The following is a 20,304-nucleotide window of genomic DNA, read 5'->3' as shown; positions in this document are numbered from 1 at the left end:
CCTGAGCCACTGCCTTGGTGCAACGAAAGCGAGGCCGGCAGTGGCCGGGATTGTGGCTTAACCGCAGTTTGCGTTGTCAAGCTGCTCATGTTATTGTCGCCGGACCAAGGTTCAAGCAGGAACTCCCATGCTGCATCCACTGGCCAGCTTATGGCGCCACTCCAGCCGCGTTACTTTCTACGAATCTGGTGGACAGATGGGGCAGGTATTGGCGTATGGCGGTGGCGGCATGGCCGGCTCCCGGCGCCGCTTTGCCTCGGCGGCCGACGCCTATACCTACCTGCGCTACTGGATGGGCGAACCTGCCGCCCGCGCTGAACTTCAATGGATATTGCAACGCTCCGGCCCTTCGCTGGCGACGGCGAACGCGGGCGCGGATGGCTGGCTGCACGCGCTGGCGGGGCGTCTGCAAAGCGGTGCGGTGCTGGTGTACGAAGAACTGAATCGCCAGGCACGCCCCGGGCGTCTGGTGGCGCCATCGTCAGGCGCTGCCGCCGCAGCCTTGTCGGCACTGCCTGCGCTAAGCGCGCTGCCGCAGATCCCGGTGGTGCCCAACCTGCTGCCGTTGCTGGAGGAGGTACAGATCGAAGGCGCCGAAGTGCTGCCTGAGCTGAACCAGGCGCTGGCCGAAGTGAAGGCCACCATCGCCACGGTGGGTTCGGCATCGCTGTCGCTGGACCCGGCGCCGTCCAAGGTGGCGGCGATCAAGGCGGCGCTGAGTGACGCCACGTCGCGCACCACGTCCACACTGGATACACTGTAGTGAAAGTCATCGACCACGCCGTCGAGGTATTGCCTCAATGCCCGCCGAATATCGCCGCTGCGGTGCAAAAGGCGGCGGATACCGTGGTGGAGCAGGGCAAGGGCTTTGCCGACGACGTCACCACCACCGTCGATTCCTCCAAGGCAGACATGCAGAAGGTGGTGGAGCAGATGAAGGCCATTCCCGATCTGCTGAATCCCCAGGCCATACTCGATTGCTGCACCGGCGTGCTGGAACAGGCGGTCGCGGACCTGCGCAAGCTGGCCAGCGATGCCGCCGCGATTCCGCAGCGTTTGCTGGACCAGACGGCGGGCGTACAGGCCGTGGTGGACAGTGCCAACCAGGCGGTGGCGTCGCTGAGCACCACGCTGCCCGAACTGCAGGCGCTGGTGCCGGACTTCAGCGCGCAAATGGCCTTCTTTAACAGCATGCCCTCGCGCGGCCAGGCGCTGGCGGATCTGGCCAAACGCAGCGGGGCGATGGTCGAGCAGTATGGACGCGATCTGCTGCCGCTGTCGCAGCAACTGAAAACGCTGGCCAGGCTGGAGGGCGGCGCGGGCGCCGGCAACGCAGCGGTGCAGGATGTGATCTCGCGTGCCGAACATCTGCAATCGGATACGCTGGCGCAGATCAAGTCCCTGCGCGATACGCTGGATGGCAACGTCACCGATCTGGACTCGGCGATGCAGGATGCGACCGAGCTGGCGACCAAAACCATCGGCGGCGTTTCCGATCTGCTCAACGATAAAGCCAATGCGCTGCTGGATCCGTTGCAGGCGTCGATGAACCTGGTCGACCACATCAATCGCGCCATCGGCGATGAGGCGCGCAATTGCGAGGCGCTGTTTGATGACGCCAGCGCGCAGCTCGATCGCGTGAGTGACATCCTGTTCAAGCCATTGGCCGAAGCACGCGCGCAGGTTGATAAAGTCATCGACCAGATCTCCGATGCGGCGGCCACGGTGGATACGCTGATACACCGTGTGATAAAGCCCATCGACGCACTGGAAACGCGCGTGCACAATATCGAGGCGGCGTTGCAGGCGGTGCTGGACACCATACGCGGCGAGATCGACAAGGTGCTGCAACTGATGCGCGAGCTGGATGAAGAGGCGGAAAATGCCAAAGCCACGCTCAGGCAACTGCCGGACAACTTCATCCCCGTGCGTACGGCGATTGCCGATGCGATTGCCATGCTCACGCAAGTGAAGGACAGCATTCCGCCATTCGTGGCGGAGGCCAACGGCTTGCTCGATACGGCATCCAGCGAACTGGATCAGGCGGATGTGCTGTGCACGAACGCGATTGAGATTTGCACGCGTTATCAAATGAAGGCGCCGCCGTTGATGGTGGCGCGTGGGCTATTCGTCGGCATCAAGGGCATGATCCCCGGTGTGAAGACTGCCATCGCCAGTGCGCGCACAGCGGTGAAGACGGCGGCGGACAAGGCGAGTGCCCTGATGGATCAGGCGATCGGTGTGGTCGATGGGCTCAATCCCTTGCTGGAGCAGGCGGTGGCGCAGGTGCAGGTGGCGATTGATACGCTGATTGGTTTGCTGGAGAAGATGCAGGCCGCGCTCAAGCAGGTGAGCGATGCGGCGGAAAAGATTCCGCCGGTGGTGCAGGAGCAGTTTGATAAGGCCACCGCAGCGGTGCAACAGATTCTGGATCAGGTGCGTTCGACCGTGCAGCAGTGCCTGGAGAAGCTGCAGTGCGAGGCGCTGGTGCAGCGTTTGAAGCAGCAGTTGTCGGATTTGCTGGATCAGACCTTCAAGCCGCTGGAGGAACAGATCAAGGCTGCCGGTGCGCCGCTGAAGGATCTGCTGGCGCAGGGCAAGCAGAAAGTAGGGCAGGCCGCGGCGATGGCGCAGGAGGGCCTGGACAAGTTGAGCGCCACGCTGGCGACCGTGCAGCAGCAGGCGCGCCAGCCGGTGCAGAAGCTGACCGATATGCTGTCGCAAGCCAGTGCGCAGGTGGATTCGGTCAGCGGCACGGCGCGGCAGCAGGTGCGGCAGGGCGCGGATCAGGCGCTGTCGTATGTGGACCAGGCGTCGAAGGCGATTGAGGATTTGCCGATACGCGAGGTCGGCGAACAGGTCGCGCCGTTTGCGCAGTTTTATGATGATGTTGCGGGAACGTATCAGCAGGCGGCGTCGCAGGTGCGGCAGGCGGGTGATGTCGCGGACAAGGTGAATCAGTGGAAGGCGCAGGCACAGGCGGCTGCGGGCGATCTGGTGGCACAGGCCAAGGCTGCGGCCGGGGAGGCATTGCAGGGCGCGGCCGGTGTGCAGTCGGCGGCGGATGAAACCAGGGCGGGAGCGCAGCAGGCCAGCGATTCGATGTCGTCGGATAGTTCGGTATCGGAGCAGGTGCAGGCTTCGTTCGATAGCATGAAGCAGGATGCCGATAGCGTGGCGGCGGAGTCGGATGGGGCGATGGCGCAGATGTCGTCGTCGCTGGAGGAGTCGCGCGCGCAGTCGGCGGATGCGATGGCGCCGCATGCGCCTGATGCTGATGCGTTGACGGCGGACGTGAAAGCAGAGGCGGACAAGGCGCAGCAGGCGGCGCAAGCGGCCAAGGAGTCGGAACAGTCGCTTGCGGCGCAGGTGGTCGCCAGTGAGAAGGATGTTGGCTCGGCGGCGGCCAGTGCGGAGTCGCAGACGACGGCGATGAAGGATCAAGCGCAGGCGGGCATCAATCAGGCGAAGGCGCAAGCGGAGTCGGTGGAAGCGCAGGTGAATGCAGCGCGCGCGGATGCGATCAAGGCAGAAACGATTGTGGCCGGGGAAGTGGAGAAACACGGCGGTGCTGCGGCACCCAGCACTGAGGCTGCCGCAGGCGCTGCTGCTGCTGCTGCTTCGGGAGCGGGCGCAGGCCAGGCAGCACAAGGTGCGGCCACAGACGGCGAAACTGCAGGCAGCAAGGCTGACGCTGCGGCCAGCGAAGACGGCAACAGCGGCGCGAGTGCAGAGGACGGAGCCGCTGCACAAGGCGGCGCGGCTGCTGGCGACAGCTCGACGGCGGAAGCGAGCAAGGAAGCATCCGGAGCGTCAGCCAGCACCGGCGCCGAAGGCAGCGACGCCAAAGCAGCCGATAGTGCCGCCGCCACCGGGAGCACCGGCGACGCCACGACTGCCAAGGGCGCTGGCGACGGCGCGCAGCCTCCCGATGTCGATGCCACGAAGGTTGCTGGCGACAAGGCCAACGTCAACGCCGCCGACGGTGGCGCAAGCCCTCCAGGCGGCGCGGTGGGCGGCGACAAGAGCGCAGCCGGCAGCCTCGCTGCCAGCGACAAGGATGGCAAGGATGGCAAAGACAAATCCATCCCGCCCATCGACGGCAAGAAAGACGTTCGCACTGCGATGCCTGATATCCCTGACGCGCCTGCCGGCGTCGTCGAGCAAACCAAGGCGGCAACTGCCGCAACAGCGCCTGCGGACCTCAACGCCGCCATCCCCGCGGTCCCCGGCAACCTCGCGGATGCCGCCGCTGCGGCCGTACCTGCCAAGCCAGCAGCACCGGCAGCGGCAGACGTCCTTAAAGACGCACTTGCAGGCAAACCACCCACCAATCTCAAACGTCCATCACTGGACCAACTCAAGGATGCCATCGACAAACCAGGCATCAAACCGCCCGACCCAGCTTCCACCGTAAAAGCCGCGAGCGAGGCAAGTCAGTCGCTGGCGCAGAAACTCGCCGCCGCCAAGCTGCCACCACCGATAGAACCGCCACCCACAACCTGACGTCACCAAAATGTCACATTTGTGCAGTGGCGAAAAACGCACGCGGCAATACGTAAAAATGCTTGTTCCATAAAGAATTTACATTTATTATCAATTGAGTATTGGAAACCTTTGTAGCTATCACCGTTGCGGCGCAACGAGGGTGGTGACGCGAGCCTAGCCGCATTTTTAAAAAACTCCAGTCCGCCTGTTTTTAGTTTGTACATCGTCAGCCGCTTTTACTAGCATTGTGGAGATGGGAATGTCAGACAGCTTACAAAAATGGGTAGGACGGAACCGTCCCCCACGTGTGCAAATCACGTACGATGTAGAGATCGGTGACGCCACCGAAAAAAAAGAACTCCCGCTCGTGGTTGGCCTGCTGGCAGACCTCTCCGGTCAGCCGCTGGTCCCGCCGCCCAAGCTCAAGGCGCGACGACTGATTGAAATTGATCGCGACAACTTCAATGAAGTCCTGGGCAAAATCGCTCCACGTCTCGACCTCTCCGTGCCGGATACCCTCAAGGGCGACGGCAATCTCAAGGTGGAACTGAACTTCACCGAATACGACCACTTCCACCCGGAAGCCATCGTCGCCCAAGTGCCACGCCTGGCCAAACTGCTGGAAGTACGCCAACAACTGCGCGACCTGCTCGGCAAACTCGATGGCAACGATGAACTCGACGCGCTGCTGGAAAACATCATCCAGAACAGCGAAGAGCTGAAGACACTCAAGGAACAGGGACCGGCTGAAACCGCGCCGGCGGCTGACGCCGAAGCGTCGCCAACCTGATCAGCGCTCACGCGCTTCCCCTACATCGTTATAACGAGAGAGCTAAATCATGGCTGCTAATCAATCCGCCAAAGGCGGCGCCAAAGCGACGGAGACTGGAGAACTAAGCCTGCTGGACCGCATCGTCCAGGAAGGCAAAATGGCGGTCGAGCCTTCGCAAAGCGCTTACGCCAAAAAACTGCTGGGCCAGTTCGCCACCCAGGTGCTGGACGAAGGCATGAAAACCGCGCCCGATAAAGGCGTGGTCGCAATGATCAACGAGCGGGTCGCCGCAATTGACCGTATCCTGAGCGACCAGCTCAACGCCATCATCCACCACGACGAATTCCAGAAACTGGAAGCTTCGTGGCGCGGCCTGCACGACATGGTGTTCGGTACCGAAACCGGCCCCACGCTGAAACTGCGCTTGCTGAACGTGTCCAAGAAAGAGCTGCTCAAGGACCTGGAGAGCGCGGTCGATCACGACATGTCGGTGCTGTTCAAGAAAATCTACGAAGAGGAATATGGCACCTTCGGTGGCAATCCCTATTCGGTGCTGATCGGCGACTACTACTTCGGCCGCCATCCGCAAGACGTGGCGCTGCTGCAGCGCCTGTCGAAAGTGGCGGCCGCCGCGCATGCGCCATTCATCACCGCTGCCGCGCCATCGCTGTTCGACATGAGCGAGTTCACCGAACTGGGCGTGCCGCGCGATATGTCCAAGATCTTTGAAAGCGCCGAGCTGACCTCGTGGCGTGGCTTCCGCGAGTCCGAAGACTCGCGCTACATCGCCATGGTGCTGCCACGCTACGCGGCGCGCCTGCCATACGGCGCCAAGACCAATCCCGTCGAAAGCTTCAGCTTCGAGGAAGATGTCGACGGCCGCGATCACAGCAAATACCTGTGGGCCAATTCGGCCTACCAACTGGGCCTGCGCATCACCGACGCCTACGCCAAGCATAGCTGGACCACCGCGATTCGCGGCGTGGAAGGCGGCGGCAAGATCGAAGGCATGGTGGCGCATACCTACAAGACCGACGAAGGCGATATCGCGCTCAAGTGCCCAACCGAGGTAGCCATCACCGACCGCCGCGAGAAAGAGCTGAACGACCTTGGCTTCATCGCCGTGGTCAATTCCAAAGGCTCGGACTACTCGGCCTTCTTCGGTGGCCAGACCGTCAACAAGCCCAAGCTCTACAACCTGGACTCGGCCAACGCCAATGCGGCCCTGTCGTCGCGTCTGCCGTACGTGCTGGCAGCATCGCGCTTCGCGCACTACATCAAGGTCATCATGCGCGACAAGGTCGGCAGCTTCCAGACCCGTCAAAGCGTGGAGAACTATCTGAATAGCTGGCTCAGTTCCTATGTGCTGCTGAGCCCTAACGCCACGCAGGGCGAAAAGGCGCGCTTCCCATTGGCTGAAGGCCGTGTCGATGTCACCGAAAAACCAGGCAAGCCAGGCGCTTACTCGGCCACGGTGTTCCTGCGACCGCACTTCCAGATGGAAGAGCTGACCACGTCGATCCGCCTGGTCGCGGAACTGCCTGCCGCCGCTGGCTGATTCCGCGCTGTTCAACTGACACTTCCGCAGTCCCGGCGCCGTGCTGGCGTCCGGGCCCGCACATCAACAACTGGAGCCAGCAATGTCTGACGTACTTATTCTGGATTTGGGCACGACCATCAAGGGCAACTGCATGATCACCGGCTATGCCGACAAGATCATCGTGCTGTCGTATTCGCATAGCGCATCGCTGCCGCTGCAAATGGATTCCTCCAACACGGAGCGTACCTCCGGCCGTCCGGTGTTTTCCGAGATCTCGTTCTCGAAAATGTCGGACCTGTCGACCACCGAGATGTACAAGGCCTGTACCCAGGGCACCAAGGTCGGCACCGCCACGCTGCACGTGGGGCGGGTTGAAAACGGCAAGTACATGAGCTTCTTCAAGTACGAGCTGACCAACGCCATGATCTCGAACATCAGCACCTCGGGCGGTGGCGGCATTCCGTCGGATTCGTTCTCGATCAGCTTCACCAAGATCAAGTGCGACTATACCCAGCAGCAGGCCGATTCGACTGCGAAGGGCACCGGTACCTGGAACTGGAACCTGGAGACGATGAAGGCGGATTGATGACCATGGGCGGGCGCGCGGCGTTCGCCCGAGTGATCACCGTGTATCGTAGTGAACTATGTCTAAAGCCATCACGGCGTCGCTCGTTCCCTTGTTCGACCGCATCACCGGCATGCATGCCTCTGCCGATGGCAGGCTGCTCGATGGTGGCGGCTTGCAGCATTCGCTACAGCAGGACCTGCTGCGGCTTTTCAATGTGCGCAACGGGCTGACGATAAAGGAGTTCCTTGAAGGCGATCCCACCGTACTGGATTACGGACTGCCGGACATGCTGGCGCTGTCGGCGCAGTCGGACCAGGATCTCGTGACCTGGTCGTCGGTGCTGGAGCGCGGCATCGCCCTGTACGAACCGAGGCTGTCGCATGTGCGCGTGCAGGTGCTGAGCAGTCCCGCGCGGCCGTTTGCCGCACACGCGGCGATCGCCGCAGTGGTGGCGCTGGGACAGCAACTGTGCCGTGTCAATTTTGACGTCGTGCTGGACGCGCGTTCAGCATCCATGCAGGCCACGGCATGAGCGACGACATCCTCGAATACTATCGCCGCGAATTATCCTATCTGCGCACGCAGTCGGCGGACTTCGCCGCGCGTTATCCGAAGGTTGCGCAACGGCTGGTGCTGAGTGGCGGTGAGTCGGCAGATCCGCATACGGAACGGCTGATTGAATCGGTCGCTTTTCTGACCGCGCGCGTGCACCGCGATCTGGACCGCGATTTCCCCACCATCGCCGGCGCCATGCTGGACAATCTGTGCCCAAGCCTGACGCAGCCCGTGCCCGCCATGACGGTGGTGCAGATGACGCTCGATTCGACGCAGGGCAAGGTCATGGCGGGCATGCCGGTGGCGCGCGGCGCCATGCTGTCGACGACCGCCGCCAGCGGCGAAAACTGCCGCTTCCAGGTAGCGTGGGATACCACCCTGTGGCCGCTGCGCGTGGCCGCCATCAAGATGGAAGATACGCGCACGCTGCGCCTGGATTTGCGCTGTGATGAAGGCATTGATGTGGCGGAGCTGGAACTGGACAGCCTGCGCCTGCATCTGCATGGCGATCTGATGACGACCATGCCCCTGCATGAACTGCTGATTAGCGGTCTGGAACGCATGGAACTGCAAGGCGGCGATGGCAGCCTGCATCGGCTGGGACCCATGGCGCTCACCGAGGTGGGCTTCGATGAAAACGAAGCCGTGCTGGCGCAGCCCGCGCACGCGCATCCGGCATACGCGCTGCTGCAGGAGTATTTCGCCTTTCCGCGCAAGTTCCAGTTCTTTGACGTGAACGGGCTGCGAGGCCTGCTGGGCGCAGGGCAGGGGTTCTCGCTGCGCTTCGTATTCAACCGCAGTGCGCGCGTGTTGTCGCAACTGAGCGCGGACAATTTCCAGCTCGGCTGCGTGCCGGCGGTGAACCTGTTCCCGGTGACCAGCGAGCCGATACGCCTGCATCGCCGACATTACGAATACCTGCTGGTGCCGGACTATCAGCGCGAAGCCGTGATGGAAGTGCATTCGGTGGTCTCGGTCACGGCTTCCGATCCGCGCGCCGACAGGCCCACCATCATTCCCAGCGTCTTTGCGGAGTCCACTCTGGACGGCAGCGACGGCGTGTTCTGGTCCCTGCGCCGCGAGATGAGTCTGCGCAAGGGGATTACAGGTACCGACGTGTATCTGAGCTTTGTCGACCGCCGCGACGTGCGCGTGGTACCGGACGAGCCGGTGGTCTACGCCCAACTGCTATGCACCAACCGTGACCTGGCCGAACAGGTGGCGCCAGGTACGCGTTTCTATGGCGAGGGCATTTCTACTTCGACCCTGATACGCGCGCTCTATCAGCCTAGCGCACAGCGCCCGCCGGTGATGGAGGCCAAGGCCTTGTGGTCGCTGGTGGCGCTGCTGCGGCTGAATCACCGCTCGCTGGTGGATGGCACCACCAGTGTCGCTACCTTGCAGCAGATGCTGATGCTGTTCGCTGGCGACAGTGCGCGCGACCAAGCACAGGTGCGTGGCGTGAAAAGCATGGTGGCCTCGGTGGCGACGGCGCGGTTGGGCAACGATACCTGGCGAGGCCACTGCCGTGGCACGGACATCGTGCTGGAGTTTGATGCGGATGCGTTTGTCGGTACCTCGCCGCTGGTGCTCGGTGGTGTGCTGTCGCGCTTCTTTGCCTTGTACACTTCGGCGAATTCTTTTGTGCGGCTGGCCGTGGAACGTGGCGGCGAACCCTGGATGCAGTGGCCTGCGATGAGTGGACGACAATGTCTGATCTGATGTCGCTATTGCGGGACGACCCGCACGCCTTCGATTTGTTCCAGGCAATCAGCCTGCTGGAACGAAGCGAACCTGCGCGTGCGCCGGTGGGCACTGCTGGCGGCATGGATGAAGCGTTGCGCCTGGCCGCCCAGGTGGATATGTCGTTTGCGCCCAGCGATGTCGCCGATTTGCAGGACAGTACACGTCCCGGTCCGCCATTGACATTGAAATCGCCCGTGTTGACGCTGGCCGGTGCACAAGGGCCGCTGCCGATACCGTTCACCGAGCTGCTGATGGAACGCCGTCGCGCGCGCGATATGTCCGGCCTGGACTTCCTGGACATATTCAATCAGCGCTTGCTGGGGTTTTTATACCGCAGCCGGCGCAAGCATCATCTGGCCTTAAGTACGGATGCGATCAACACCGCGCCGCTGGTGCGCAGCCTGGATGCACTGGCCAGCCTGGGACGCGCCGAAGGTGTGCGCGGGCCGGACGGCCAGCAAGCCTGGCTGCGCCATGCGGGCTTGCAGGGAGCGGCGCCGCGTTCGATGGCATCGTTGCTGGCGGTAGTGCGCGACCGGATGGGCGTGCGCTTCAATGGCAAGCAGTTTGTCGGCGGCTGGCATCCGCTGGCGGTATGCGACCGTGCGCGTCTGCATGATCCGGGCAAGCCGGTGACGCGGCAGGCGCGGTTGGGCATGGGCGCCTGCCTTGGCACGCGGGCGTGGGATCAGGGCGCCGGACTGGCGCTGGATGCGCCACCGCTGAAAGCCGCGCAGTACGCAGCGTTACTGCCGGGTGAAAAAGACAACGCGCTACTGGGCTGGCTGGTGGCGCGGCATCTCCAGCGGGATATCCAGGTGCGTCTGCGCTTGCAGCTGGCCGGGCGTCCGCACACGCTGCTGGGGGCAGGGCAGCCGCTGGCGCCACGTCTGGGCCTGAGTACATGGCTGTGCAGCGCCGGTCCTTCCACGGCGACGTATCAGCCGGCCAACTTCCTGCTGTCGACTGCTGAAGGCTGACGACCATGGAAATTGATATCCGCACCTTGCTGTCCAAGCTGAATCCCGAATGCAAGCGGGCGATGGGCCATGCCGCAGAGCTGTGCGTCAAGCAGACGCAGTTCAACGTGGAGCTGGAGCATTTGCTGTTTACCTTGCTGGAGGAGCGGGCGCCGGATCTGGTGCTGCTGCTCGAACGGTTTGGCATCGCCGAGAGTGCGGTGACGGTGCAGCTTCAGCGCAGCATGGATGGCTTCAAACGTGGCAACGGCCGTACGCCAGCACTGTCGCAGCATTTCATCGCGCTGTTCCAGGAAGCCTGGCTGCTCAGCTCCATGCTGCTGGGCAGTCAGCAGATCCGTTCCGGCACGGTGCTGCTTGCGCTGCTGGAGCAGGATAGTTTGCGCGGTCTGCTGATCGAAACCGCGCCGGAATTGTTGAAGATCCCGCGTGAGCAGCTGAAAAGCGAGCTTGCAGCTCTATTGGCGAGTTCAGCCGAGGATGCCGGCAGCGCGGTTCAGACCAGCGCTATCGCGCCAGCCGGCGGGGAAGCCGGCGTAATGCCTGTGGCGCGCGCGGCGAGCGGCGCCACGCCTTCGCTGGACCAGTACACCATCGACATGACAGCGCTGGCGCGTGAGGGCCGCATCGATCCCATACGAGGCCGCGATGCGGAGATACGCCAGATCATCGACATCCTGCTGCGCCGGCGCCAGAACAATCCTATCCTGACGGGCGAGGCCGGTGTCGGCAAGACCGCTGTCGTGGAAGGCTTTGCGCAGCGTATTGCACAAGGTGCGGTGCCACCGGCATTGGCCAATGTGGTAGTGCGAACGCTGGACCTCGGGTTGTTGCAAGCCGGCGCCGGCATCAAAGGCGAATTTGAAAACCGCCTCAAGTCAGTAATTGCCGAAGTGCGCGCCTCCGCCACGCCCATCATCCTGTTCATCGACGAAGCCCATCAGCTGATCGGCGCTGGCGGCAGTGAGGGGCAGGGTGATGCCGCCAACCTGCTCAAGCCTGCCCTCGCGCGCGGCGAACTGCGCACCATCGCCGCCACCACCTGGGCGGAATACAAAAAATATGTGGAACGCGATCCAGCATTGGCTCGCCGTTTCCAGGTTGTCAAAGTCGAGGAACCGTCGGCCGATGCCGCAGTGGTCATGCTGCGCGGGATGGTGGCGACGCTGGAAAAACATCACGGCGTGGAAATCCTCGATGAAGCGGTCACCGATGCAGTGCGCCTGTCGCACCGCTATATCACGGGACGCCAGCTGCCGGATAAAGCCATCAGCGTGCTGGATACCGCGTGTGCCCGCGTCGCGATCGGGCAGGCGGGCACGCCGCCGCAGCTGGAAGCGCTGGAGTACGACATCACGCTGACCAGCGAAGAGCTACGCCTGCTGCGTCAGCAGCATGCACGCGGCGAAGACCGCGCTGCCGATATCGCGCGCTTCGACAAGCAGTTGACGCAGCTACAGGAGCGCCAGACCCGCGTGCGGGACAAGCTGGCCGAAGAGCGCCGCGCAGTCGACGAAATCCTGGTGCTGCGCCGCGCTATCGCTGCCACCACCGATGACGCGGCCGTGCTCGATGACGAAGAACGTATTTCACGCGGCGACCAGTTGCAGCGCCTGCAAAAAGGCCTGGAGGCGATACAGGACGACGAGCCTCTGGTGCCGGTCTGCGTCGACTCGAAAATTGTCGCGGGCGTGATCTCCGGCTGGACCGGCATCCCGGTCGGCAAAATGCTGGCCGACGAAATTCACACCGTGCTGCAGTTGAAGGAAAGGCTGGAAGACCGCGTGGTTGGCCAGGAGCAGGCGCTGGATGCCATCGCGCGCCGTGTGCGTACCTTCCGCGCCGAGCTGGATGATCCGGGCAAGCCGGTCGGTGTGTTCATGCTGGTCGGCCCCAGCGGCGTAGGGAAAACCGAAACTGCCTTCACATTGGCGGACATGCTGTACGGCGGCGAGCGCAATATGGTCACCATCAATATGTCCGAATTCCAGGAGGCACATTCCATCTCCAGCCTGAAAGGCGCACCGCCCGGATATGTGGGTTATGGCAAAGGCGGCGTGTTGACGGAGGCCGTGCGCCGCCGCCCTTACTGCGTGGTCCTGCTGGACGAAATGGAGAAGGCGCATCCGGATGTGCTGGAGCTGTTCTTCCAGGTATTCGACAAAGGCACGATGGAGGACGGCGAAGGCATCACCATCGACTTCAAGAACACACTGATCCTGCTGACTTCCAATGCCGCGCAGGACGTCATCACCCAGGCGTGCGCCAACGGCAAACGTCCCGAAGTGACCGAGCTGATTGAGCAGCTGCGCCCGGCCTTGCTGCGCCAGTTCAGCCCCGCCTTCCTTGGCCGCCTGGTGCTGGTTCCGTATTACCCGCTCGGCGATGAGCAGATCAGCAATATCGTCGATCTGAAACTAGCCAAGCTGGCAGCGCGTTTCGCGGAAAACCACAACGCCCGGTTTACCTGGGATGACCGGGTAACGGAGGTCGTCACCGCGCGTTGCACGGAGGTGGACAGTGGCGCCCGTAATATCGACTTCATCCTGACGCAGACCGTGCTGCCCTTGCTGTCGTCGCTGGTGCTGGAGCGGATGTCGATGCAGAAGCCATTCAGTGCGATACACATGAGTGTCGGCGTGGATGAGCAGTTTGCCTATGTCTTCCGCGATAATCCAATGAGAGGCCAGCCATGAGGACCGGGTTTGAACAGCCGGGCGGCCTGCTCTCGCTCACGTCGCCATTTGGCGATAACGACCTGCTGCTTGATGCGGTCGAGGGCAGCGAAGGCATCTCCGAACTGTTCAAGTTTAGCCTGTACATGCGCTCAGCTAACGCCGGTCTGAGTGCCGCCACAGTGGTCGGCAAGAACATGACGGTGACGCTGAATGTGGAAGGCGGCAGCAAGCGCTATATCACGGGCATCGTCTCCCGCTTCATACAAGGTGGCTTCGATCAGGACTTCTCGACCTATGAAGCGGAAGTCGTGCCCATGCTTTGGCTGCTGACGCTATCGCGCGACCGCAAAATCTATCAGGCCAAATCTGTCGCGGAGATCATCAAGGCAGTGCTGGGCGATTTCGGCATCACCTTTGACGACAAGCTGACGCAGACCTATGACAAGCTGGATTACGTGGTGCAGTACGATGAGACGGCGTTTGACTTCATCAGCCGTCTGATGGAGCAGGCCGGCATCTTCTACTTCTTCACGTTCAGCAGTAGCGGACATACGATGGTACTGGGCGATGCATCGTCCAACTTTGCCGATTGCGATGGCGCAGCCAAAGTGCGCTTCTTCCCGCATACTGGGATGAGCAATGAAATCGATACCGTCTCGCGCTTCGCGTATGAAAACCGCATCGCCATCAAGAAATCGACTGTCAACGACTATGACTTCATCAACCCCAGCACCTCGCTGGAAGGCACGCATTCCGCCACCACCGGCAACGGTGCTGTGTACGAATTTGCGACCGGCCACCTCGCCGTCGCGGCAGCCAACGCGATCGCCAAGCTGCGCGTGGAAGCCAGCCAGGTCGGCGCGGAGATCCTGCGTGGCGATAGTTACTGCTATCCGTTCAGCGCGGGCAGCAAATTCACCTTGTCCGGGCATTTCGTCGATACGCTCAATGCCGCGTTTGTGCTGCGCCGCGTGCATCACACCGCGCGCGATGATCTGTATTCCAATTCGTTCGAGGCCTTCCCGTCCGCCGTGCCCTTCCGGCCGCCGGTACAGACGCCACGTCCGCGCGCGGTAGGTTGCGAGACGGCGCTGGTGGTCGGTCCGAGCGGCGAAGAAATATGGACCGACAAGTGGGGACGCATCAAGGTACAGTTTCCGTGGGACCGGGACGGCGCCAAGGACGATAAAAGCTCGACCTGGCTGCGCGTGGCGCAATCGGTCGCGGGCAAGGGCTTTGGTGCGTTGTTCCTGCCACGCGTCGGCCAGGAGGTGGTCGTCACCTATCTCAACGGCGATCCGGAACGGCCGATGGTGACGGGATGCGTCTACAACGGCGAGAACGCACTGCCTGCCGAGCTGCCTGCCAATCAAACGCAAACCATCATGCGGACCTGGTCGTCCAAGCAGGGCGCGGCAGGCAATGAGCTGCGCTTTGAGGACAAGAAGGATGCGGAGCAGCTGTATATGCACGCGCAAAAGGACATGCTGACCGAGATCGAAAACGCACTGACCACCACCATCAAGAAAGGTGCGGAGATCCACACCTTGCAGGAAGGCGACCGTACGGTGGATGTACAAAAAGGGAAGGAGACGCACAACGTCAAAGGTACGCGCGACATCACCGTGACCGGCGATGAAACGCATACCAACAGCGGCAAGTTCACGCACAAGGTCGCCGGTGACTATGCCTTGACCATCGACGGCAAGCTGACGATCACCGTCACTGGCGACATCAGCATCAAATCCAGTGCCGGCGTCACGCAGGAAGCCGGCACCGCTTTTGCCGCGAAGTCCGGCACCGCGTTTTCGATCAAGGGCGGCACGGAACTGACCAGCGAAGCCGGCACCAACCTGACCAACAAGGCTGGCATGAAGATGCTCAACCAGGGCGGTGTGCAGATGGATAACAAGGCGCCTATCATCAACAGCAAGGCGGACGCCACGCAAACGGTGGAAGCTGGCGCGATGCTGACGCTCAAGGGCGCACTGGCGAAGGTGAACTGAGATGACAACGGAGACTGCCATGCCGGACGATCTGCTTGCCACCCCAGCTGCGCCGCTTCTGGTCGAGGAGCGTGACGATGCGGGCCTGGTGCTGCAACGCGCCTGGTTGCAGGACGGTGCGCTGCACGGTCCTTTCGAGCAGTTCAGCGAACAAGGCCTGCCAGTGCTGAAGGCGCATTTTGAGGCCGGGAAAATGCACGGCGCCATGCAGGCCTACGCTCCTGACGGCAAGCTGATACAGCAGACCCAGTTCCAGCACGGTATGCCGCACGGGATGATGGAGATTTTCCTGAACGGCCGCTGCGTGTCGCGGCAGATGATGGTGAACGGCATAGCGGAAGGCCAGTCGCTGTCGTACGACGAAGCGGGCAACCTGAGTGCGCGCCAGCATATGCTGAATGGCCAGATACACGGTCCGGCCGAATTTTTCCATGAAGGGCTGCGGGTCCGTAAATCGCATTACAAGCACGGCCTGCTGGACGGCGACTCAAGCGACTTCGATCCACAAGGCAGCGTAGTGCAAAGCTGTACCTACCGCGCCAATCTGCTGCATGGACCGATGCGCCGCTACTGGCCTGACGGCGAATTGATGGAAGAGGTGATCTACCGCGACGGCAAGCCGGTGGGCGCGCCCGCGCGCTATGACAGCAAGGGCCGGCGTACCGACAATGCCGCAGCCACGCCGGACATTCTGGAGCGGCTGCAAAAACTGGTGAGGGGAAGCTGATGGGACAACAGACCTGCATGGGCGGCATGCTCCAGTGTACTTTTGGCGTGGCGCCGTCTTCATTGGTGGTCCTGCCGGCCAACTGCGTGATGACGACGACACCATCCGCCACCATCATGGATAACAAGCCGATCATGAATGTACCGCCGTTCGGCATGTGCCAGTCGCTGTCCAATCCCATGGTAGCTGCGGCGACTGCGGCGGCGCTTGGCGTGCTGACGCCCATGCCTTGCGTACCGGCGACGGTCGCTCCATGGGCGCCTGGTTCGCCGACAGTTTTGATCGGCAATATGCCGGCGTTGAATAACTCATCGAAGTTGATGTGCATGTGGGGTGGTGTCATCAGCATCAACGTACCGGGCCAGGTCACTGTGATGGTCCCCTGAAGCATAGAATGCGAGCGCAATCATGGAATACCGATTCAGTCTGACACCCCGCCTGATCGCACTGGCGATCTTTTCCGGCGTGGCTTTGCTGGTGCTGTTGTTCGCACTCGGTTACGAAGTGGGCAAGAGCATGGCGGAGCGGCCGGCGATTATCGATCGCAAAAGCCAGCAGGTGATGGGCAAGATATCCAATGACGCCGCCGCTGCCGCAGCGCCGGTCACCGAGCGCGTGAAAGCCGTGCAGAAGGCGGCGCAATGAACATCACGCGCGTCCTCCTGCTATGCATGGCCTTGTGCCTGGGCGGCATGGCGTGGGCGCAGACCGGGGCGCGTGCCAGGGCAAGTGGTGACGCCGGCAACTCGCCGCTGGTGCAGGTAGCCGATGGGCGTATGCTGGCGCCGGATATTGCCCGCATCGTCAACCACGGCGAACTGGTGGTGTCCATGCTGGCGGCAGACAATCCGCCATTTTTCTCGACGCAGAAAGGACAGCTGGTCGGCACCGACGTTGACCTGGCGAGGCTGATCGGCAAGGAGCTGGGCGTGCCGGTGCGTTTCGACCGCAGTCCGAAGACATTTGATGGCGTCGCCGAAATGGTGGCCAACAGCCAGGCAGATCTGGGCATCAGCCGTCTGGCGCGCACGCTCAAGCGCGGGCAGATGGTGCACTTTTCAAACAGCTATATGCGCCTGGGCCATGCGCTGCTGATTAACCGTGTGCGCTTTGCGGAGATGGCGGGGGACCAGCCCTTGCCGCAGGTGATACGCAACTTCACCGGCAGCATCGGCGTGATTGCCAATTCTTCGTGGGAGGAGTTCGGCCGCCGCAACTTCCCGCAGGCGAAGCTGGTGAGTTATCCAACCTGGCAGGATGCGGTCAACGCCGCCATCAAGGGTGAAGTGGTTGCCGCCTATCGCGATGAACTGGAGATCATGCAGATCGTGAACAGCGATCCCAGTCTGGCGCTGTCGCTGCGCACGGTGACATTCAACGATCTGGAGTCCCCGCTCAGCATCATGGTCGGCATCCGCGACCTGACGCTGCTTTCCTTCGTCAACGAAGTGATCGCGCAGCGGGCCGAAAAACCGACCGTGAGCAGTGTGCTCAAATCGATCAAATAGGGACAGCAATGGACGCTCCGACCTCCATGCAAGGCTTTCAGCGCTGGGCTCTGAACCCGCTGACGGTGCTGGGCTGCGTGATCGCCGGCGGTGTGCTGGGCTGGGCGGCGCCGGCGTTTGCGCGGCATCTGGGCGTGGTGGGCGTAGTGTATGTGGATCTGCTCAAGATGATTGTGCTGCCGTTTATGATTTCGGCGGTGATCTTCAGTTTGCAGAACCTGTACCACGACGGCGGCGCCGCGCGCATTTTCAAGCGTGTGGTGGCGGTGTTCGTGACGTTCTCCTTCCTGGTGGCGATACTGGCCGCTGCGGCTTCCTTGCTGGCGCGCCCGGGCGGTGACCTGCGCGCCGAAACCCGCGTTGCACTTGGCAAGATCGTCAGCGCCGATACGGATAGCAGCAATACGCGGATGTCGATGCGTACCATCGAGGAAGCGCCGAAGCGCACCAGCCTGAAAGAAGTGCTGCAGGCGCTGATCCCGCAGAATATTTTTGCCGCGCTGGCCAATGGCGAGACCTTGAAGGCGTTGGTGTTTGCGCTGCTGTTCGGCTTTGCAGCGGGGCAAGTGCCTAACCGGATCGCCAGCGGCTTGCATCAGGCGCTGGAGACGGTGTATCACGCCTGCCAGACGTTGACGCGCTGGGTCAACTTGCCGGTGCCGTTTGTGCTGGTCTGCATGGCGGCCAGCGAGGTGGCGCTGGCGGGACTGGGGCCGATACGCGCAATGGCGGGTTTCGTCATGCTCTTCCTGCTGGTGTGCGCGCTGTTGCTGGTCCTGGCCATCGCGTTGATGGGCCGCCGCGCCGGTGTGCCGTTCCGTACCGTGGCGCAGGCGATGCGCGAACCGTTTGCGCTCGGTGTGGCGACCAATAACAGCGCCACCTGCATGCCTGCCATGGTCAGCGGCCTGGTGGACAAGCTGCAGTTTTCGCGCACGCGCGTGGAGCTGCTGGTTCCGCTCAGTATCTCACTGCTGCGCGTAGGCGCGGTGGCGTATTTTGTTTGCGGCACGCTGTTCATCGCCGCGCTGTACGGACGTCATGTGTCGGCGCTGGACCTGGGGGTGCTGGTACTGGTGTCGGTACTGTCCGGATTTGCCTCGGCCGGCATGGCGGGCATTGTTACCGTATCGCTGATCGGTACCATTTGCAGCTATCTGTCGCTGCCGTTTGAAGCGGCGTTTATTTTGCTGGTGGCGGTCGATCCCATCTGCGCGATGGGTCGCACTGCGGTCACGGTGATCAGCAGTTGCGCCGCCGTCGCCGCCATCTGCGCCGCTCCGGTGAAACTGTAGGGGGCGCCATGCAGATACAGACCCTGGTCAAGCCGCCGTCGATCATACAGCTGCGCGATGTATTCCAGCATCCGGCGACGCTGCTGGGGGCGATGCTGCTCGGCGGCTGGGTAGGCACGCTGGCGCCGGACCGCGCCGGCCAGCTGGCGGCATTGGCTGCACTGTATCTGTCGCTGATCCAGATGGCGGCTTTTCCGTTCGTGATCCTGGCCGTGTATTTTGGTTTGCAGCGCCTGCCATCGGAGCCGGGATCGGGGCGCAGGCTGGCGCAGGTGGCGGGCACCTCGCTGCTGGCCATGCTGTTATGCGCCATCGTCGGCGTGATCGTGGCCAGCGTCTTTGGCGCCGGTTCCGGCTTGTCGGCGCAGCAGACCGCGACCCTGGGACGACTGGCGTTGCGTTCGGATTCGCAGTTCAGCATGAGCATGCACGACGATGATCCGGCGCCGCAGCCGCTGGATGTGCATATGCTGGTGCCGGACAACCTGTTTGGCGTGCTGGCGTATGGCTCGGTGCCGGCGGTGCTGATCGGCGTGCTGTGTTTTGGCGCCGCCGTGGCGGTGCAGGACCCGCAACGTTCGGCCCAGTTGAATGGGATCTTCGAAGGTGCGTATCGTGCGCTGGAGTCGCTGGTGCACCGCTTTAACATCCTGTTGCCCGCCGCTGCGTTTGTGCTGGCCGCCGCTGCCACCGCCACCGCTGGCATGGATGCGATTCTGCTGCTGGGGAGTTTTCTGCTGTCGTTCTTTGTAGCGGGAGCGCTGGTGTGCGCCGCGGCCATCGGTGTGATCTGCTGGCGCTTGAAGACCACGCCATGGCCGGTGATGCTGGCGCTACGCGAGCCGATCACGGTATGCCTGTTCTCGCCGGCGGCGGTGGCGGCGGTGCCGGGCTTCATCCAGGGGATGAGCGTGCGTCTGGGGTTCAGCCGTGGCCTGGTGGAGCTGGTATCGCCGATCGCGCCGGTGTTCATCAAGGCGGGGGAGGCGATGTTCTTTGCCGTGCTGGCGGTGTTCGTCGCGAATATCTACCACCAGCCGCTGCAAATCGGCGATATTGCGCTGATTTGCCTGCTGTCCTGGGCTTGCGCCTTGTGGTCGGTGGGGATTGCGGGTGTGAAGTCGGTCATCCTTGGCGGCTTTGTGCTAGGGGCGATGGGACTGCCGCTGGAGGCCGTGCTGCCCGCTTTCATGCTGGTGGAAGTGTTGTGTGAAGGTCCACGAAATTTGCTTTCCTTTCTTATATCGTCGGCGCTGATTGCCTTGGTAGCAGAGGGACTGTATATTCATAACGAGCAAGTTTCCGAGGTGTGGCACCCATCGACGCTGAAACTCGTCTTCACCCGCAAGCAAGCGCTGTTCGTATTTTTGCTGTTGTTGTTCGCTTTGTTCACAGTGTTTTGCGCAGGCATAGGTTATGGCCTGCGGCACGCGTTATGAAG

At 62.3% G+C, this 20,304-nt stretch carries 16 protein-coding genes; all 16 read left to right on the top strand.

The features are described 5' to 3' along the window. Nucleotides 1-127 precede the first annotated feature (127 nt). On the top strand, nucleotides 128-763 hold the full coding sequence (locus BUA36_RS11980) for a hypothetical protein (protein ID WP_072784769.1): 636 nt from the start codon (nucleotides 128-130) through the stop codon (nucleotides 761-763). Then, nucleotides 763-4,506, top strand: coding sequence for a hypothetical protein (locus BUA36_RS11975; RefSeq protein ID WP_072784767.1), 3,744 nt, complete (start codon nucleotides 763-765; stop codon nucleotides 4,504-4,506). Before BUA36_RS11980 ends, BUA36_RS11975 begins: the two co-directional genes overlap by 1 nt. Before the next feature lie 241 nt (nucleotides 4,507-4,747). Continuing rightward, nucleotides 4,748-5,278: a type VI secretion system contractile sheath small subunit gene (gene tssB / locus BUA36_RS11970; protein ID WP_072784765.1), complete on the top strand. Its 531-nt coding sequence runs from the start codon at nucleotides 4,748-4,750 to the stop codon at nucleotides 5,276-5,278. Nucleotides 5,279-5,327: 49 nt separating this feature from the next. Continuing rightward, complete coding sequence (gene tssC / locus BUA36_RS11965; protein WP_072784763.1) at nucleotides 5,328-6,818, top strand: type VI secretion system contractile sheath large subunit; 1,491 nt, start codon at nucleotides 5,328-5,330, stop codon at nucleotides 6,816-6,818. 82 nt (nucleotides 6,819-6,900) lie between these two features. Continuing rightward, nucleotides 6,901-7,386: an Hcp family type VI secretion system effector gene (locus BUA36_RS11960; protein WP_072784761.1), complete on the top strand. Its 486-nt coding sequence runs from the start codon at nucleotides 6,901-6,903 to the stop codon at nucleotides 7,384-7,386. Nucleotides 7,387-7,444: 58 nt separating this feature from the next. Next, entirely contained in the window at nucleotides 7,445-7,900 is a 456-nt protein-coding gene (gene tssE, locus BUA36_RS11955) for a type VI secretion system baseplate subunit TssE (RefSeq protein WP_072784759.1), read from the top strand. Further along, nucleotides 7,897-9,645 carry a type VI secretion system baseplate subunit TssF gene (gene tssF / locus BUA36_RS11950; RefSeq protein ID WP_072784757.1) on the top strand — a complete coding sequence of 583 codons (1,749 nt, stop codon included), beginning with the start codon at nucleotides 7,897-7,899 and terminating at the stop codon, nucleotides 9,643-9,645. The genes tssE and tssF overlap by 4 nt, the downstream gene beginning before the upstream one ends. Continuing rightward, nucleotides 9,633-10,649, top strand: a complete 1,017-nt coding sequence (gene tssG / locus BUA36_RS11945) for a type VI secretion system baseplate subunit TssG (RefSeq protein WP_229255689.1) — start codon at nucleotides 9,633-9,635, stop codon at nucleotides 10,647-10,649. Before tssF ends, tssG begins: the two co-directional genes overlap by 13 nt. 5 nt (nucleotides 10,650-10,654) lie before the next feature. Beyond that, complete coding sequence (gene tssH, locus BUA36_RS11940; RefSeq protein WP_072784755.1) at nucleotides 10,655-13,345, top strand: type VI secretion system ATPase TssH; 2,691 nt, start codon at nucleotides 10,655-10,657, stop codon at nucleotides 13,343-13,345. After that, nucleotides 13,342-15,333 (top strand): type VI secretion system Vgr family protein, encoded by a 1,992-nt coding sequence (locus BUA36_RS11935; RefSeq protein WP_072784753.1) that lies wholly within the window; start codon nucleotides 13,342-13,344, stop codon nucleotides 15,331-15,333. Before tssH ends, BUA36_RS11935 begins: the two co-directional genes overlap by 4 nt. A gap of 1 nt (nucleotide 15,334) precedes the next feature. Continuing rightward, a complete protein-coding gene (locus tag BUA36_RS11930) occupies nucleotides 15,335-16,060 on the top strand; it encodes a toxin-antitoxin system YwqK family antitoxin (protein WP_072784750.1) in 726 nt (241 codons plus the stop codon). Further along, the gene (locus tag BUA36_RS11925; protein WP_072784748.1) at nucleotides 16,060-16,446 is read left to right on the top strand and encodes a DUF4280 domain-containing protein; all 387 of its coding nucleotides are present in this window, start codon (nucleotides 16,060-16,062) and stop codon (nucleotides 16,444-16,446) included. Before BUA36_RS11930 ends, BUA36_RS11925 begins: the two co-directional genes overlap by 1 nt. 22 nt (nucleotides 16,447-16,468) lie before the next feature. After that, nucleotides 16,469-16,705, top strand: coding sequence for a hypothetical protein (locus tag BUA36_RS11920; RefSeq protein ID WP_072784745.1), 237 nt, complete (start codon nucleotides 16,469-16,471; stop codon nucleotides 16,703-16,705). Continuing rightward, on the top strand, nucleotides 16,702-17,568 hold the full coding sequence (locus BUA36_RS11915) for a substrate-binding periplasmic protein (RefSeq protein ID WP_072784744.1): 867 nt from the start codon (nucleotides 16,702-16,704) through the stop codon (nucleotides 17,566-17,568). Before BUA36_RS11920 ends, BUA36_RS11915 begins: the two co-directional genes overlap by 4 nt. Nucleotides 17,569-17,576: 8 nt before the next feature. After that, the gene (locus tag BUA36_RS11910) at nucleotides 17,577-18,863 is read left to right on the top strand and encodes a dicarboxylate/amino acid:cation symporter (RefSeq protein WP_229255688.1); all 1,287 of its coding nucleotides are present in this window, start codon (nucleotides 17,577-17,579) and stop codon (nucleotides 18,861-18,863) included. An 8-nt stretch (nucleotides 18,864-18,871) separates the two neighbouring features. After that, entirely contained in the window at nucleotides 18,872-20,302 is a 1,431-nt protein-coding gene (locus BUA36_RS11905; RefSeq protein WP_229255687.1) for a cation:dicarboxylate symporter family transporter, read from the top strand. The last annotated feature ends 2 nt before the right edge of the window (nucleotides 20,303-20,304 follow it).

It is taken from the genome of Duganella sacchari, assembly GCF_900143065.1.
GTDB classification, from domain to species: Bacteria; Pseudomonadota; Gammaproteobacteria; order Burkholderiales; family Burkholderiaceae_D; genus Rugamonas; species Rugamonas sacchari.
This window is presented reverse-complemented; position numbering and strand designations above follow the sequence as displayed.